The following is a 16,463-nucleotide window of genomic DNA, read 5'->3' as shown; positions in this document are numbered from 1 at the left end:
AGCGGGCCTGAAAAATGTCGAGGGCAAGGCGCAGCGACGCAGACAGTACGCATGTACGGCAAGGAGCTGCAACGCCGCCATCGGCATTTTCTCAGGCCCGCGTCTCCGGCCCGCCGTTTTCAGGTTTTCAAGGACACATCATTGAAACCGAGAGGGAAGCGTATCTTGTAATGCAATCCCATGCCTGGCGCACTGACCACCTTCACCGTCCCTCCCAGCGGTCCCGTCACCAGGTTGTACAGGATATGCGCACCGAGGCCGCTGCCGCCGGAACCGCGCTTCGTCGTGAAGAAGGGATCGAACAGCTGTGCCAGGGTGGCGCTGTCCATGCCCATGCCGTCGTCGCTATAATCGAGTTCCAGCATGTCACCCGCCGTTCGGGCGGACAGCTTGATCTTGCCCGGTTCGCCTTCCGCAAAGCCGTGCACCAGTGAATTGACCACCATGTTCGTGACGATCTGCGAGACGGCGCCCGGATAGCTGCGCAGCTGCACCTCGGGCGCGCAGTCGATCTCCACTTTGACCGGCTTGCCCTTGAGCTTGGGCTGCAGGGACAGCAGGACTTCATCGAGGTATTTGCGCAAGTTAAAGCTGCGCAATTCGTCCGACGACTGGTCCACGGCCACCTGCTTGAAGCTGCGCACCAGCGCCGCGGCGCGCTGCGTGTTCGTCGTCATGATGCGCAGGGTCTGGTCGATGATGTCGAAGAATTGCCGCAAGCCGTCTTCATCGAGCTGGCCGCCTTCCAGGTCTTCGCGCGTGAGTTTCAATTCCTGCACCAGGTGGCTGGTGGCCGTCACGCAAATACCCAACGGCGTATTGATTTCATGCGCCACGCCCGCCACCAGGCGCCCCAGCGATGCCAGCTTTTCCTGGCGCACCAGTTCCGACTGCGCTTCCTGCAAGGCGCTCAGGGCGCTGTTCAGGGCCGCGTTCTGTTCTTCCAGCGCTTCCTTGGCCTGGCGCATGGCGCTGTCGGCCTGGATGCGGGCCATCGCCACGGCCACGTGGCTGGCCATGAAGGCCAGCACATCCAGTTCCGCCTGGCCATACACGACGGATTCGTCGTAGCTTTGCACAATGATCACGCCATATTTGCGCTCGCCCAGCAGCATGGGCGCGCCCATCCAGCTGGCGATGCCGACATTGCCCAGCGGCTCGTCCATCTCGCCGCTGGCCACCAGCGCCGCATAGCTGCTGGCATCGAGCAGGCAAGCCTTGCGCCGCGCCAGCACGTACGAACTCATGCCGATGCCGTAATGAAAGCGTTTCACGGGCGCCTGCGCATCCTTCTCGTCGACGAAATACGGGATCGTGATGTCCTTGTTGTCCGGGTGGTACAGGGCGATCAGGAAATTCTTGGCCGTCACCAGCTCGCTGATGATGGCGTGCAGGCGCGCATACAGGGTCGTCGCGTCGGCCGCCTGCGCCGACAGGTTGGCGATTTCATACAGCGCATGCTGGAGGTTTTCCGCGCGGCGCCGCTCGGCCACCTCGTGCGCCAGCAGGGCCGTGCGCTCCTGCACCGCCTTTTCCAGCCGGTCCATACTTTGCATGCCTTGCAGGGCGCTCGACACGTGGGTGGCGATCAGCGCGAACAGGGCCTGGTCTTCCAGGCTGAAGCGGTGCTGCGCGTCATAGCTCTGGATGACGATGGCGCCCAGCACCTGGTGCTGCTGGTCCAGCAGCGGACAGCCGATCCAGTGCTCGGCAGCCGTGCCGCCGCCCCAGGCGCCGCCGCCGATGGCGCGCATGGCGTCGTCGTCGGCCGTCATCACCAGCTGCTTGCGGTTGACGATGACCCACGCCGTGGGCGACTGCGCGGCGCTGGCCAGGCGCACGCCCTCGTCCGGGTCGGGCGCGGCGTCGAATTCATCGACAAAATACGGAAAGCGCACGAGGCCGTCGTCATGGTCGCTGAGCGCCACGTAAAAGTTCGCCGCATACATGATGCGTCCCAGCGCCGCATGCACCGCCTGCAGGAATTCGCTGATATCGCTGCAGGTGCTCGAGCGCTGCCCGATCTCCAGCAACACGGTTTGAACGGCTTCCAGACGGCTGAGACGGCTTTCCATGGGTGACTATGTACCTTGTGCAAGTATATGTTCTGAAAATCAATATTATCAGTTCAGCCCGGCCTTGGCACGGCATAAAACGGAGAATCTTGCCTTGAGGCAGAGCAACGCACGCCACGCGCACATTTGCCACGCTGGCAATACAGTGGCAGACTAGGCCCCTTCCTACAGACCAGACCGTCCTCATGACCGCCACGCTACGCGCCTCGCTTCGTCCCTATACCCTCGCCGGCCTGCTGGCCTTTGCCGCGCTGGGCATGCCGCCGCTGTGCGCCGCGCCAGCCAAGGCGCCGGCGGCGGAAACGGCCGATGGCGGACGCTATTTCGGTCCCCTCGTCGCGGGCAAGATGCATGGCCAGGGCCGGCTCGAGTATGCGAGCGGCGCATTCTACGAAGGCGGTTTCGCGCGCGGGGTGTTTTCCGGCCAGGGCAAGCTGCGCCAGGCGTCCGGCGTCGAATACACGGGCGCCTTCCGCCAGGGCGCCTTCGATGGCATCGGCCGCTACACCTCGCCCAAGGGCGAGATTTATGCGGGCAACTTCGTCAAGGGCAGCTTCGAGGGACAAGGCCGCTTCCAGGGTGCCGACGGCGCCACCTTCGAAGGCCATTTCAAGCACTGGCGCCCGCACGGCGCCGGCAAACTGACCGACACGGACGGCACCGTCTTCGAAGGCGAATTCGTCCAGGGCCAGGTGCAGGGCAAGGCCAAGGTCACCACCAGCGACGGCATCCACTACGAAGGCGAGCTGAAAGACTGGAAATTCGAAGGTGAAGGCGTGCTGCGCACGGCCGACGGCGACGAATACAGGGGCGGCTTCAAGAATGGCCAGTTCGACGGCAAGGGCGTGTTGCGCTACGCCGTGGCGCAAGCGGACGGCCGGCGCGAAGACAGCGGCAACTGGACGGAAGGCCAGTTGGACGACCCTGCCCTGGACAAGCTCACGCGTGACAATATCGAGCTGGCCCTGTACAACCAGCGCAGCCTGCTCGACGGCGCCCTGGCCCGCATCGCGCCGCGCGACACGGCGAAAAAGATCAATCTGTATTTGCTGGGCGTGGCCGGCGATGGCGCGCAGGAAGTGTTCCACCGCGAAACGGCCTTTGTGCAGCGCCAGTTCGACCGCGATTACGGTACCGTGGGCCGCTCCTTGATGCTGGTCAACAGCCGCAACACGGTGGCCCAGCAGCCGATGGCCACGCGCACCAGCATCGCGGCCAGCCTCGACACGCTGGGCGCGAAGATGGACAAGGCCAACGACATCCTGTTCCTGTTCCTCACCAGCCACGGCTCGCCCGAGCACGAACTGGCGCTGGCGCAAAACGGCATGGACTTGCACAGCCTGCCCGCGCAGGAGCTGGCTTCCATGCTCAAGCACAGCGGCATCCGCTGGAAAGTCATCGTGATCTCGGCCTGCTATGCGGGCGGATTCATCGCGCCATTAAAAGATGACAACACCCTCATCATCACGGCCGCGCGCAGCGACCGCACCTCGTTCGGCTGCGACGACCAGAACGATTTTACGTACTTCAGCGAAGCGTATTTCAAGGAAGCCTTGCCGAAGAGCGCTGGCTTTGCCGAAGCCTTCGACAAGGCCAAAGTGCTGGTGCAGGCGCGCGAAGCGGCCGACTTTAACGAAGGCGGCATGGAAGCGGAAGAGCATTCCGAGCCGCAGTTGTTCCAGGGCAAGGCCATCGCCGCGCAGCTGAAGGCGTGGCGCGCCCAACCCCGCTAAGCGCTTCTTTCTGTACAATAGCCGTCACCATGCGCCGATTCTTCCTCATTTTTCTGCTGTTCGTGCTTCCGCTCCAGATGTCCTGGGCCGCGGCGAGCGCGTATTGCCTGCACGAGGAAGGCAAGGCGGCGCAGCACCTGGGTCACCACAGCCATCAGCACAAGGCAGATGCGGACAAGCAGCCTGCCGGCGACAAAAAAGTGGCGGACCAGCAGAAAAAAGGCCAGCCGCACAGCGACTGCAACGTCTGCCACGGCATCGGCCATGCATGGCTGCCAGCCGGCTCCAGCCTGCCCATCGGCGACACGGCCTCCGTCAACGCGGACACCTCCCCCTTCTTTTACGCTTCCCACATCCCGGACGCTCCCAAGCGCCCTGACTGGTCGTCGGCCATCTAGGCCGACGGGACGTTTCAATCACTTATCGCAGTAAGTCAGGCGCAGGCCTGCGCGTCCCGTCGAATTCTTTTTCCGTACCTTGGAGAATTCGATGCACCGATTCATTTTCTTGCTATCCGCTGGCCTGCTGGCCGGCAACCTTGCCCACGCGCAATCTGGCGTGGAACCCGCCGCACCGTTGACCCTGCCCGCCGCGCTGGCGCTGGCCGAGGGCGGCAACGCCACCCTGTCCGCCGCCCGCCACGAACTGGCGGCGCAGGGCGGCGCCCTGCAACAGGCACGCGCCCTGCCCAATCCGGAACTGCAAACCGTGCTGGAAGACACGCGGCGCGCCACGCGCAGCACCACGGTGCAACTGAACCAGCTCATCGAACTGGGCGGCAAACGGGGGGCGCGCGCCGCCGTTGCCCAGCGCGGCGCAGACCTGGCGCAAGCGGGCCTGTCAATGCAGCAAGCCGACACGCGCGCCGCCGTCACGAGTGCTTTTGTCGACGTGCTGGCCGCGCAGGAAGGCTTGCGCCTGGCCGACAGCGCACAGGCCCTGGCCGCGCGCGCCAGCGACATCACGGCCCGTAGGGTGACGGCCGGCAAGGCTTCGCCCGTCGAGGAAACCCGCGCCAGGGTCGCCGAAGCGAGCGTGCGGCTGGAACTGAACCTGGCCCGCAGCACTCTGGCCAGCGCGCGCAAGCGCCTGGCCGCCCTGTGGGGCAACGCCACGCCGCGCTTCAGCGTCGCGGAAGGACGGCTGGAAACCTTGCCGGCGCTGCCACCGGCAAGCGAACTGGCGGCGCGCCTGGAGCTAGCCCCGGCCGTACGCCAGGCGCAAAGCGCGCTGGCCCAGCGGCAAGCCATGCTCGACGTGGAACAGCGGCGCGCCACGCCCGACGTCACCGTCAGCATCGGCATGAAGCGCTCGGAAGAGCTGGGCCGCAACCAGGCCATCATCGGCCTGGCCCTGCCGCTGCCCCTGTTCGACCGCAATGCGGGTAACAAACTCGACGCCCTGCGCCGCAGCGACAAGGCCAGCGACGAGCTGGCCGCCGCCCGCATCGCCGTGCAAACGGACGTGGCCGCCGCCACCGAACGCCTGGCCACGGCCCGGCTCGACGTGGAAAGCTTGCGCCAGGACATCTTGCCTGGTGCCCAAAGCGCCTATGACGCGGCCAGCAAAGGTTTCGAGTTCGGCAAGTTCGCCTTCCTCGACGTGCTCGATGCCCAGCGCACCTTGCTGCAAGCCAAAAACCAATACCTGCGCGCGCTGACGGAAGCGCAACACGCCGCCGCCGACATCGAGCGCCTGCTGGGTACACCAGCTCCTTTGTAAGGAACACCATCCATGAACATCACACTCAACAAAAAGCAGGCGGTCGCCATCGCTTCCATCGCGGCCGCCGGCATCGTGCTGGCCTTTCTGATCCTCGGCACCGGCAAGTCCAGCGCCCCTTCGGTCCCTGCCGTCAAGGCGGAAGCACATGCGGAAAAGAAAGACGAACACGGCCACGAAGAAGTGGAAGGCAAGCTGGAATTGACGGCGGCGCAAAGCAAGGCAGCCGGCGTCGTCATCGCCATGGCCGCGCCCGGCCGCATCAAGACGACGGTCGCCCTGCCCGGTGAAATCCGTTTTAATGAAGACCGCACGGCCCACGTCGTGCCGCGCCTGGCCGGCGTGGTCGAAACGGTGCAAGCGGACCTGGGCCAGCTGGTCAAGAAGGGACAAGTGCTGGCCGTCATCGCCAGCACGGAATTGTCGGAACAGCGCAGCGCGCTGCTGTCGGCGCAGCGGCGCTTGTCGCTGGCCCGCTCCACGTATGAGCGCGAGGAAAAACTGTGGCGCGAGAAAATTTCAGCCGAACAGGATTATCTGCAGGCGCAGCAGGCGTGGCGCGAAGCGGAAATCGCCGTGCAGAACGCGCAGCAAAAGCTCAGCGCGCTGGGCGCCACGAGTACCAGCAAAGGTCCGCTGAACCGCTATGAGATCCGCGCGCCGTTCGACGGCATGGTGCTGGAAAAACATATCACCCTGGGCGAGGCCGTCAAGGAAGACGCGAATATCTTCGTCATTTCCGACCTGTCGACCGTGTGGGCGGAAATCGCCGTGCCGGCGAAAGACCTGGCCACCGTGCGCATGGGAGGCAAGGCGGAGGTGAAAGCGTCCGCGTTTGACGCCAGCGCGCAAGGCACGATCACCTACGTGGGCGCGCTGCTGGGCGAGCAGACGCGCACGGCCAAGGCACGCATCAGCTTGCAAAACCCCGACATGGCCTGGCGCCCGGGTCTGTTCGTCACGGTGGAAGTGGTGTCCGGCGAAGCGGACGCGCCCGTCACCGTGCACAGCACGGCCATCCAGACGGTGGAAGACAAGCCCGTCGTCTTCGTGCAGGTGAAAGACGGCTACCAGGCCACGCCCGTGGTGCTGGGCCGCAGCGATGGCACATTGACGCACATCAAGCAGGGCCTGGCAGCCGGCACGCCGTACGCGGCACAAGGCAGTTTTGTTCTGAAGTCCGAGCTGGGCAAAGACTCCGCCGGCCACGAACACTGATCACGTCAAACTAAAGGAAACCATCATGTTTGAACGCTTGATCCGCTTCGCCATCGACCAGCGCTGGCTGGTGATGCTGGCCGTCGCCGCCATGGCTGGCCTCGGCATCTACAGCTATCAAAAGCTGCCCATCGACGCCGTGCCCGACATCACCAATGTGCAGGTGCAAATCAATACCCAGTCCGCCGGCTATTCGCCGTTGGAAACCGAGCAGCGCGTGACCTTCCCCATCGAGACGGCCATGGCCGGCTTGCCGAATCTGGAACAGACGCGCTCGCTGTCACGCTATGGCCTGTCGCAAGTGACCGTGATCTTCAAGGATGGCACGGACATTTATTTCGCGCGCCAGATGATCAACGAGCGCTTGCAGGAAGCCAGGGAAAGCCTGCCGTCCGGCATCACGCCCAAGATGGGCCCCGTCTCCACGGGCCTCGGCGAAATCTACCTGTGGACGGTGGAAACGCAGGACGGCGCGAAAAAGCCGGACGGCACGCCGTACACGCCGACGGACTTGCGCGAAATCCAGGACTGGATCATCAAGCCGCAGTTGCGCAACGTCACGGGCGTGACGGAAATCAATGCCATCGGCGGCTACGCCAAGCAATACCAGGTGGCGCCCTACCCTGAAAAACTGGCCGCCTACGGCATCAGCCTGCAAGACGTGGTGACGGCGCTCGAGCGCAACAACAGCAACGTGGGCGCCGGGTATATCGAAAAACAGGGCGAGCAGCTGCTGATACGCGCGCCGGGCCAGGTGGCATCCAAAAGCGACATCGGCAACATCGTCGTCGCCAATGTGCAAGGCGTGGCGATCCGCATCCGCGACGTGGCCGACGTGGTGCTGGGGCGCGAGCTGCGCACGGGCGCGGCCACGGAAAACGGCCGCGAAGTGGTGCTCGGCACCGTCTTCATGCTGATCGGGCAGAACAGCCGCGCCGTCTCGCAAGCCGTCGACAAGAAGATGGTGGAGATCAACCGCAGCCTGCCCAAAGGCGTGCACGCCGTCACCGTGTATGACCGCACGGTCCTCGTCGACAAGGCCATCAATACGGTAAAGAAAAACCTGCTCGAAGGCGCGGTATTGGTGATCGCCATTTTGTTCCTGTTCCTCGGCAATATCCGCGCGGCCGTCATCACGGCCATGGTGATTCCGCTGGCCATGCTGTTCACGTTTACGGGCATGGTGCAATACCACGTGAGCGCCAACCTGATGAGTTTGGGCGCGCTGGACTTCGGCATCATCATCGATGGCGCCGTCGTGATCGTGGAAAACTGCGTGCGCCGCCTGGCCCACGCGCAGCAGAAACTGGGACGGCCGCTGACCTTGCAGGAGCGTTTTCAGGAAGTGTTTGCCGCATCGCAAGAGGCGCGCCGTCCCCTGCTGTACGGCCAGCTGATCATCATGGTCGTGTACCTGCCCATCTTCGCGCTCACGGGCGTGGAAGGCCGCATGTTTACGCCGATGGCGCTGACGGTCGTCATCGCCCTGCTGGGCGCCATGTTGCTGTCGATCACCTTCATTCCGGCCGCCGTGGCGCTGTTCATCGGCGACAAGGTGGCGGAAAAGGAAAACGCCATCATGCGCGCCGCCAAGCGCTGGTATGCGCCGCTGCTGGACAAGGTGATGCGCAACACGCCCGTCGTACTGACGGGCGCGGCCATGGCCGTCGTGCTGTCGGGCTTGCTGGCCACGCGCATGGGCAGCGAATTCGTACCCAGCCTGAACGAGGGCGACATCGCCATCCAGGCCCTGCGCATCCCCGGCACCAGCTTGACGCAATCGCTGGCCATGCAGCAGCAACTGGAAAGCAAGCTCATGGCAAACCACAAGGAAATCGCGCGCGTGTTCGCCCGCACGGGGACGGCCGAGATCGCGTCCGACCCCATGCCGCCGAATATTTCCGATGGCTACATCATGCTCAAGCCCCGCGACCAGTGGCCGGAACCGAAGAAACCGCGCGAGCAGTTGCTGGCGGAAATCGAAGCGACGGCCACCAGTTTACCGGGCAATAACTACGAGTTTTCGCAGCCGATCCAGCTGCGCTTCAATGAACTGATTTCCGGCGTGCGCAGCGACGTGGCCGTCAAACTGTTCGGCGACGACATGCTTGTCCTCGACGGCACAGCCGCGAAGATCGCCGGCGTACTGGGCAAGATTCCCGGCGCGACGGAAGTGAAGGTCGAGCAGACGACGGGGTTACCGATGCTGACGGTGCAGATCGACCGCGAGCAAACGGCCCGCTACGGCCTCAACATAGCGGACGTGCAAGCGGCGATTGCCACGGCCATTGGCGGGCAAGAGGCCGGCACCCTGTTCCAGGGCGACCGCCGCTTCGACATCGTCGTACGCCTGCCCGACAGCCTGCGCAGCGACCTCGAGCAGCTGAAACGCTTGCCCATCGCCCTGCCCCTGGGCGCGGCGGCGGAAGGCCGTGCCCGCTTCATTCCGCTCGGTGAAGTAGCCAGCCTGCAAGTAGCGCCGGGACCGAACCAGATCAGCCGCGAAGACGGCAAGCGCCGCATCGTCATCAGCGCGAATGTGCGCGGACGCGATATTGGATCGTTTGTCGCCGACGCCACGCAGCAGCTGCAAGCGCAAGTGGCCATTCCCGCCGGCTACTGGACCAGCTGGGGCGGCCAGTTCGAGCAGCTGCAATCGGCGACGAAACGCCTGGAGCTGGTGGTGCCCGTGGCGCTGGCCCTCGTCTTCGTCTTGCTGTTCGCCATGTTCGGCAATCTGAAGGATGGTTTGCTGGTGTTCAGCGGCATCCCGTTCGCCTTGACAGGCGGCATCGTCGCCCTGTGGCTGCGCGACATCCCCATGTCGATCTCGGCGGCCGTCGGCTTCATCGCCCTGTCCGGCGTGGCCGTGCTGAACGGCCTCGTGATGATCGCCTATATCCGCCAGTTGCGCGAACAGGGCATGCCCTTGCACGATGCCATACGCGAAGGGGCGATCACGCGGCTGCGGCCCGTCTTGATGACAGCGCTGGTGGCGTCGCTCGGTTTCGTGCCGATGGCGATCGCCACGGGCACGGGCGCCGAAGTGCAGCGTCCGCTGGCCACCGTGGTGATCGGCGGCATTTTATCGTCGACGGCCTTGACCTTGCTGGTGCTGCCGCTGTTGTACAGGCTCGCGTATGCCGCAAAAGGTAGGTCGGATTAGGTCCGAAGGAACGTAATCCGACACCACCACTGGCGCAAACAATATGTCGGATTACGGCCTTTCAGGCCTAATCCGACCTACGCCCTGCCGCTGCTGTACCGGCTCGCGTATGCCGCAAGAGGTAGGTCGGATTAGCGCGCAAGCGCGTAATCCGACACATTGTTGACGCCGGTGGTGGCATTGGATTACGGACGGCGGTAGCCGCCCTCGATCCAGTTCGCGGCGGACGTCGCATTGAACTTGAACGCGGCCGACGTACGCACCTTGGCGATCTGTTCGCCGTCGGCGTCGTAGGCGCTCAGTTCCGCGTACGGGTGGTCTTCGTCGGGGACGATGTCGAACATCACCTTGACTTGCCCCTCGTCGGTGGCGACGAACAGGCTCTTGTGCAATTGCGCATGCAGCTGCTGCTCGTGGCGGCGCAGCACTTCCGAGGCCGTCTTGACCAGGGTATTGAAGGCGTTGACGTCAAGCGGCTTCGGGTTTTTCTTGTCGCGGCCCATGGTCCACGGGCCCACCAACGCCGGCTCCGGTTCGCCATCCTTGATCATGGCCACGGCCCAGCCTTCGTCTTCCTCGTTCTTGATCACTCTCGCCGTCCAGCCATTGCCTACCCACAGGCGCGGCTCCTGGATCGGGGCGTCATTGTCCTGCTCGGCTGCTTCGTCGGAAAAGTCGGGAAAATCGGTACTCATGGCGGTGCTCGTGATGGAAGGTCGGGGCTAGCATGATAGTCGAAAACGCCCGCCCGTGCCGCGTTCCCGGCGGCACGGGTGAACGTTCAACACTTCCGTCCGGCATCTTCCCAGGCGACTGTCAGCACATGGACATGGCAGGCCGGTTGGGCCAGGTCAGCGGCGGGCCCGGCGGCTCCCAGCGCGGGTCGATGGCCGGCAGCGGCGCATGGTAATTAAAGGGATTGATGATGATCGGCGGTATCGCCGATGGCGCGCCGACGGGCTCGGCGCAGGACTGAGTGGCGCTACGCTGGCGCGTGATTCGATGGTCAGGGGGGGATAGCGATTGATCCCCGGTATCTGCAAACAAAAGCATGTTGCCCTCCTTGCGAGAGTGAGGTATTCAGTATAGGACGGCTTGCGCACATTACAAGAAAAGAAATCTTGTTCCAGATCAGCGTTTTCTGGCCTCCAGCGCCTTCCATACCGTGAAAATGACGGCCTGTCGCACGCCGCTGGCGGCAAGCCGGGCGCGCCCCTACAGTGTGACCATGCAATACCCGATCACCCACACTGCGAGGCCTACCATGAAAAAACTGCTCACCTTCGTCCTCATCGTCATGCTCGCCTGCCTGTTCCTCGACAAGGTCGGCGGCAGCGACATGCACATGCAGTTCAACGGCGACGATGTCGACGGTCCGCTCGAGTGGCTGTTCGGCCTCGTGTTTGCCGGCGGCGGCTTGCTGATCGCCGCCATTGCGGTGGTGTGCGCCGCCGTCGTGGCGGGCGTGGTGCTGGCTGGCGTGAGCGTGGTGCTGATCGCCGCCGTGGCCCTGTGCGTCGTGCTGGCGCTCGCGCTGAGCACGCCCGTGCTGCTGCCGCTGCTGATACCCGTCGCCATCGTCTGGCTGATCGTCAGCCGCAACCGCAAGCAGACGCAAGCGCGTCAGCACAGCCTGTAATCACTGCGCCATGAACTTGCTGAGCACGCCGTCGCCGCCGCCATCATTCTGTTCGATGCGGTTGCGCCCGCCCCGCTTGGCCCGGTACAGCGCCTCGTCGGCGCGCGCCAGCACGGCGTCGCAATCGGCATCGGTACCGGCCATGGCAGCCATGCCGATGCTCACCGTGATGGTGATCACCGTGCCGCCATCGATGGTCAGCGAGCTTTCCGCCACGCGCCGGCGCAGCCGTTCGGCAAACACGGCGGCGGCGCCCAGATCCGTGCCCGGCAACAAGATGGCAAATTCCTCGCCGCCCACGCGGCCCGGCACGTCGACCTTGCGCAGCGCCTGGCACATCAGCGCGCCCAGGTGGCGCAGCACGGCGTCGCCCACGGCATGGCCATACTCGTCGTTGACGCGCTTGAAGTGATCGATGTCGAGCATCAGCACGCTGGCGCAGCTGGCCAGCTCGCGCTGCAAGCGGGCATGCTCGTTTTCCAGCGACGCCATGAAGTGGCGCCGGTTCGGCAAGCCGGTCAGGAAATCCGTGGTGGCCAGCTGCAGCAGTTCCGCGTTCATGCGCTTGCGCTCGGTGATGTCGAGCGAAGACACCATGACGAAATCGAGGCTGTCCGCATGGCCAGGCATCACCAGCAAGCTCAATTCATTTTGCCGCGCCGCGCCATCGAGACGCACGAAGCTGCTCTCGCACTCGTACAGGTGGGCGCCGCCAGCCAGCGCCAGCAGCGCATCGCCGAAACGGGGCAAGGCGCTGTCGTCGAAATTCTGCGCCAGGCTCAAGGCGCCACGGCGCTGGTCGTCCTCGTTGGCGCGCACCTGCGCCAGCGCGGCGCCGTTCGCGTCGATGATGCGCACCAGCCCCGCCAGCCGCCGCAGCGCGTCCGGATTGGCCTGGAAGTGGGCGCCCAGGTCACGCACGCCCGCTTGCTCGAGTGCATCGAGCGCCGCGCGCACGGCCGACCAGTCCTGTTCCCACAAGGCCACGGGCGCATGGTCGTACAGGCTGCGGAAACGCGCTTCGCCCGCGCGCAGGGCCAGCGCCACCTGCGCCTGTTCGATGGCCATGCCGGCCAGGTGCGCCGCCTCGCTCAGCCGCGCCAGATGCGCGGCACCCGGCAAGGTCGGCTGGCGGTGATACGCCATCAGCACGCCGAGCAGCTTGCCCGAGCCGCCACGCACGGGCTCGGCCCAGCACGATTGCAGCTGGGCCCGGCACGCCAGTTCCATCGTTTCCTGCGCAGCGGCATGCAGATCGCCGACGATCACGCGCTGGCCGTCGCGCACGGCTTGCGCGGCGATGCCGTGCACGCCCTGCAGGGTGTCGAGGTCGTGGCCATGGCTGGACAGGTTGAAAAACGCGGGCAGGCTCGGCGCCGCGCCCAGCACCAGGCGGTGGCGGCTTTCGTCGAGCAGCAAGATGCTGCACAGCATGGCGGGATGGTCGGCCTGCACGCTCAGCACCACGCTTTCCAGCACCCGTTCCAGCGGCGCGCCCGTGGCCAGCATTTCCAGCACTTGCCGCCGCGTGTGCTCGCGCCGTTCCATCTGGCTGCGCTCGCTGATATCGCGGAAGGTCCACAAACGCGCCTGCTCATTGCCCAGCTGCATGCTGCGCACGTATTGCTCGACCACCCGTCCATCGCGCAGGTGCAGCACGTCGCGCCGCTCGCGGTGGCCGTGCGGCGCGTGGGCGCGTGCCCCGAGGAAAGGCGCCGCCTGCTCGAGCTGGCTTTCCACATGGCGCACGAGCGCCGTGCCATCGGCTTGCCAGTCGAGCGCGTCGGGCACTTGCCACAGGTCGCGGAAACGCCGGTTCGACGTGAAGATGCGGCCGTTGATATTGTCGACCAGAATGCCGTCGATGGTCGAATCGAGGATGCTGCGCAGCATGGCCTGGCTGCGCTGCGCCGCCTCGGCCATCGCCAGCACGCTCGCCTGCCCCTGCTCCAGCTGGCCGGTCAGCTCGCTCGAGCGCGCCAGCGCCGCCTGGGCGCGGGCACGGCCCGCCGCCAGCAGCCAGGCCGCCAGCGCCAGCACGATGCTGGCCAGCAAGCCGGTCCAGGCCACCAGACGGGGCCGCGCCAGCAGGTCGCCATCGAAGCCCGGCATGGCGCGCACGCGCAAGGTCCAGGGGCGGCCGGCGATGGTGATCACTTGCCGCGACACGAGGCTGTCCGACGCGGCAGAGGAAAAGCCGCCCGGCAAGCTGTCGTACATCAGGGTCGCCTCAGCCAGTTGCGCGCCGTCATAGATTTCCAGGTCCAGCTGGCGCGCCGCCTCGCCGCCCACGCCCGCCATCAGGTCGCCCATGCGGAACGGCGCAAACACCCAGGCGCGCAAGGCGGCGCGCCGCTGTTCCACGCTCGCATGCAGCATGCCGTTGTCATACACGGGCAGCACGACGAGGAAGCCATGCGCCTGGGCGCTGCCGCTGTCTTGCACCAAGTGAATCTTGCCCGTCATGGAGGCGCGCCCCGTATCGCGCGCCTGCTCGAGCGCGGCGCGGCGCACGGGTTCGGACCAGAGGTCATAGCCGAAGGCCAGCAGGTTGCTGTCGCTTAAAGGTTCCAGATAGGTGATGGGCGCATGCCAGGCGCGCTGGCCGTGCGGACGCACGGCATAGCCGGGATAGCCTTCCGCGCGCACGCTGGCCTCGTGCCGCGCCAGGGCGGCGCCGGGCAACAGCGGCAGGTAGCCGATGCCGTGGATGCCAGGAAAGTGACGGTCCACCTGCTGCACCGACAGATAGGCATGGAATTCGCGGCGCGTGACTTCCTGCGAACTGGCATACAGTCCCTGCACCCCGTGCAGCACCTGGATATAAGTCTGCATGCGGCCGGCGATGTTGCCCACCAGTTCGCGCACGCGGAAATCGAAATCGGCCTGCACCTGCTGTTCGCTGGCATCATGGGCATTGCGCCAGGCGCCGTACGTCAACCCCAGGCACAGCGCCAGCACCAGCGCGGCCAACGCACGCGGTCCCACCCAGTGCGACACTGGCCGAGCAAACCACGACGAAGACGCGCGTGTAGACATGACAGGCTGACAGGACGGACATCAAACCATTTCACGGCCAGCAACATGGCTGGCAGCGGGCTGTACAACTACCATCGGTAGTCGATGAGAATGATAGTACGTTACAGCGGGCGCCCTTGCAATGCTGAATATTGTATTAAAAAGAGCACATATTTCGTGAACGCAATGATGTGTACTCCAGGAAAATTCGATGCCATGAAAACCATCGCCCGACACTGGTATGATCGCCCCGCAATCCATTACCGAGGAGCCGCGTTTGCAGCAAGATAGCTGGCAGGGAACACTCTGGCTGGCGCCGGACTTTGCCATCTTGCATGGCGCAGCGGGCGCCACGGACAGCCACGCCCATTATGCGCACCAGCTGATGCTGAGCACGGGAGCGCCCTTCACGGCCGAGCTCGACGGCATCATCCACACGGCGCGGCACTTGCTGGTCGACAGCCTGCGCCCGCACGCCATCATCGCCGCGCCGGCACCCATGCTGACCATCTATGCGGAACCGCAGCGCCTGGGCGGCGCGGCCCTGCTGGCGGCGGCCGCCAGCGCCGGCGTACCCAGTCTCGACAGCCTGGCCGCCGCGCTGCAGGCGCAGCCGCGCGAGCGCTTGCCCGATCCCCGCCTGCTGCGGGCGCTGGACAAGGTCGATGCGCTCTTGTCTGGCAAGGTCAGCGCGGCGGAAGTGGCCGAGGCCGCGCATTTGTCGCTAAGCCAGCTGGAGCGCCTGTTCAGCGCCCAGCTGGGCTTGCCTGTGCGGCGCCTGGTGCTGTGGCGCCGCTTGCGCCTGGCCATCCGCTTCATCTTGCTCGGCAGTACCCTGACGCAGGCGGCCCACGGCGCCGGCTTTGCCGATGCCGCGCATTTTTCGCGCACCATGCGCAGCCTGTTCGGCGTGCGCGCCGACCGCAGCTTGCGCCAGCTCGACGTCAAGCTGCTCGATTGACGGCACGATTGAGTGCCTGCTGCAAGCCGGCCGGCAGCTCCGGCGCGCGCACGCCCTCTTCCGCGCGGAACGGCTCCAGCAGCTGCGGTCCATAAGCGACGGGATAATCGGGACGGCTGCCGATGCCCAGGTCTTCGCCCCGCATGCGGTAGCCGGGCGCGTCGAAGGCCGTGCCCAGCAGGCGGTCCCAGCACGTAAAGAACAGGCCGAAATTCACGTCGCCGGCCGTGCCGTACTTCATGTGGTGAAAACGGTGCAAGGGCGCCCAGGCGAACACGTGGCGTAGCGGCCCCATGCGCATGTCGACATTCGCGTGCTGCAGCAACAGCTGGATCGCCACGGCAAACGCCAGCACGGCCATGACCTTCTCCGGTATGCCCAGCAGCAGCAAGGGCAGCATGCCGCCCGCCGCTTCGAGCAGCAGATGCAGCGGATGTTTCATCCAGCCATTGAAACCGTACATGCGCTGCACGCTGTGGTGCACGGCATGCAGTTTCCACAGAAAATAATAGCGGTGGCTCAGGTAGTGCACGAGCGTGATGCCGCAGTCGGCAATCAGGATCGCCAGCAGCAACTGCGCCCAGAACGGCAACTGGACTGGCCAGAATGCGCCCAGCGCCAGGTGCCCGGCCAGCAGGGGAAAAGCCGCCAGGCCCAGCAGGTACAGCGCTTCATTGACGAGCGCATGCAGCGTATCGCGCCAGCTGTCGCCGTGACCGTCGTTCCACGCGCCGTCGTACGGCAGATAGCGTTCGGCAAGAAAGGAAGTGAACAGGGCCAGCAGCAGCAAGGGCGGCAAGACCCACAGGGAATAGTGGCACGCCGCGATCAGGCAAGCGGCGGCGCCGATGAAGCCGGCCCAGAACACGGGGCCGTACAGCGCGGCAAAGAGGGATTTCATGGCAAGACACTCCTGTGGCAAAAACCACAG

The 16,463-nt window shown here is 65.1% G+C and carries 12 protein-coding genes; 7 read left to right on the top strand and 5 right to left on the bottom strand.

The genetic code is table 11. From position 1 onward, the window contains the following. Positions 1-119: 119 nt before the first annotated feature. A complete protein-coding gene (locus SKZ59_RS15495) occupies positions 120-2,075 on the bottom strand; it encodes a GAF domain-containing sensor histidine kinase (protein WP_319992241.1) in 1,956 nt (651 codons plus the stop codon). A 185-nt stretch (positions 2,076-2,260) separates the two neighbouring features. Here SKZ59_RS15495 and SKZ59_RS15490 point away from each other — a divergent pair, with 185 nt between their 5' ends. The 5 genes from SKZ59_RS15490 to SKZ59_RS15470 all read left to right on the top strand — a co-directional run bounded on the left by SKZ59_RS15490 (position 2,261) and on the right by SKZ59_RS15470 (position 9,914). After that, positions 2,261-3,808, top strand: coding sequence for a C13 family peptidase (locus SKZ59_RS15490; protein ID WP_319992240.1), 1,548 nt, complete (start codon positions 2,261-2,263; stop codon positions 3,806-3,808). 29 nt (positions 3,809-3,837) lie between these two features. Then, positions 3,838-4,206, top strand: a complete 369-nt coding sequence (gene czcI / locus SKZ59_RS15485; RefSeq protein WP_319992239.1) for a cation efflux protein, CzcI family — start codon at positions 3,838-3,840, stop codon at positions 4,204-4,206. Between the two features lie 91 nt (positions 4,207-4,297). Continuing rightward, positions 4,298-5,530 carry a TolC family protein gene (locus tag SKZ59_RS15480; protein ID WP_319992238.1) on the top strand — a complete coding sequence of 411 codons (1,233 nt, stop codon included), beginning with the start codon at positions 4,298-4,300 and terminating at the stop codon, positions 5,528-5,530. A 12-nt stretch (positions 5,531-5,542) separates the two neighbouring features. Further along, positions 5,543-6,748 (top strand): efflux RND transporter periplasmic adaptor subunit, encoded by a 1,206-nt coding sequence (locus SKZ59_RS15475; protein ID WP_319992237.1) that lies wholly within the window; start codon positions 5,543-5,545, stop codon positions 6,746-6,748. Positions 6,749-6,773: 25 nt separating this feature from the next. Further along, positions 6,774-9,914, top strand: a complete 3,141-nt coding sequence (locus tag SKZ59_RS15470) for a CusA/CzcA family heavy metal efflux RND transporter (protein ID WP_319992236.1) — start codon at positions 6,774-6,776, stop codon at positions 9,912-9,914. A gap of 185 nt (positions 9,915-10,099) precedes the next feature. Here the strand turns inward: SKZ59_RS15470 and SKZ59_RS15465 are convergent, their stop codons facing one another. Beyond that, positions 10,100-10,609: a hypothetical protein gene (locus tag SKZ59_RS15465; protein WP_319992235.1), complete on the bottom strand. Its 510-nt coding sequence runs from the start codon at positions 10,607-10,609 to the stop codon at positions 10,100-10,102. A gap of 121 nt (positions 10,610-10,730) precedes the next feature. Continuing rightward, entirely contained in the window at positions 10,731-10,967 is a 237-nt protein-coding gene (locus SKZ59_RS15460) for a hypothetical protein (protein WP_319992234.1), read from the bottom strand. Positions 10,968-11,178: 211 nt separating this feature from the next. Between SKZ59_RS15460 and SKZ59_RS15455 the strand changes: the two genes are divergently transcribed. Further along, positions 11,179-11,553 (top strand): hypothetical protein, encoded by a 375-nt coding sequence (locus SKZ59_RS15455; RefSeq protein WP_319992233.1) that lies wholly within the window; start codon positions 11,179-11,181, stop codon positions 11,551-11,553. On the opposite strand, the gene SKZ59_RS15450 is transcribed toward SKZ59_RS15455, so the two are convergent. After that, complete coding sequence (locus SKZ59_RS15450) at positions 11,554-14,592, bottom strand: CHASE domain-containing protein (RefSeq protein ID WP_319992232.1); 3,039 nt, start codon at positions 14,590-14,592, stop codon at positions 11,554-11,556. A gap of 220 nt (positions 14,593-14,812) precedes the next feature. Between SKZ59_RS15450 and SKZ59_RS15445 the strand changes: the two genes are divergently transcribed. After that, positions 14,813-15,532, top strand: coding sequence for a helix-turn-helix domain-containing protein (locus tag SKZ59_RS15445; RefSeq protein ID WP_072457084.1), 720 nt, complete (start codon positions 14,813-14,815; stop codon positions 15,530-15,532). Here the strand turns inward: SKZ59_RS15445 and SKZ59_RS15440 are convergent. Continuing rightward, entirely contained in the window at positions 15,516-16,433 is a 918-nt protein-coding gene (locus tag SKZ59_RS15440) for a sterol desaturase family protein (protein WP_319992231.1), read from the bottom strand. The genes SKZ59_RS15445 and SKZ59_RS15440 overlap by 17 nt on opposite strands. Positions 16,434-16,463 lie beyond the last annotated feature (30 nt).

This window comes from Janthinobacterium sp. GMG2, from assembly GCF_033949445.1.
Classification (GTDB): domain Bacteria; phylum Pseudomonadota; class Gammaproteobacteria; order Burkholderiales; family Burkholderiaceae_D; genus Janthinobacterium; species Janthinobacterium aestuarii.
The sequence above is the reverse complement of the archived record's forward strand: the minus strand, read 5'-3'. Positions and strand labels throughout refer to the sequence as shown.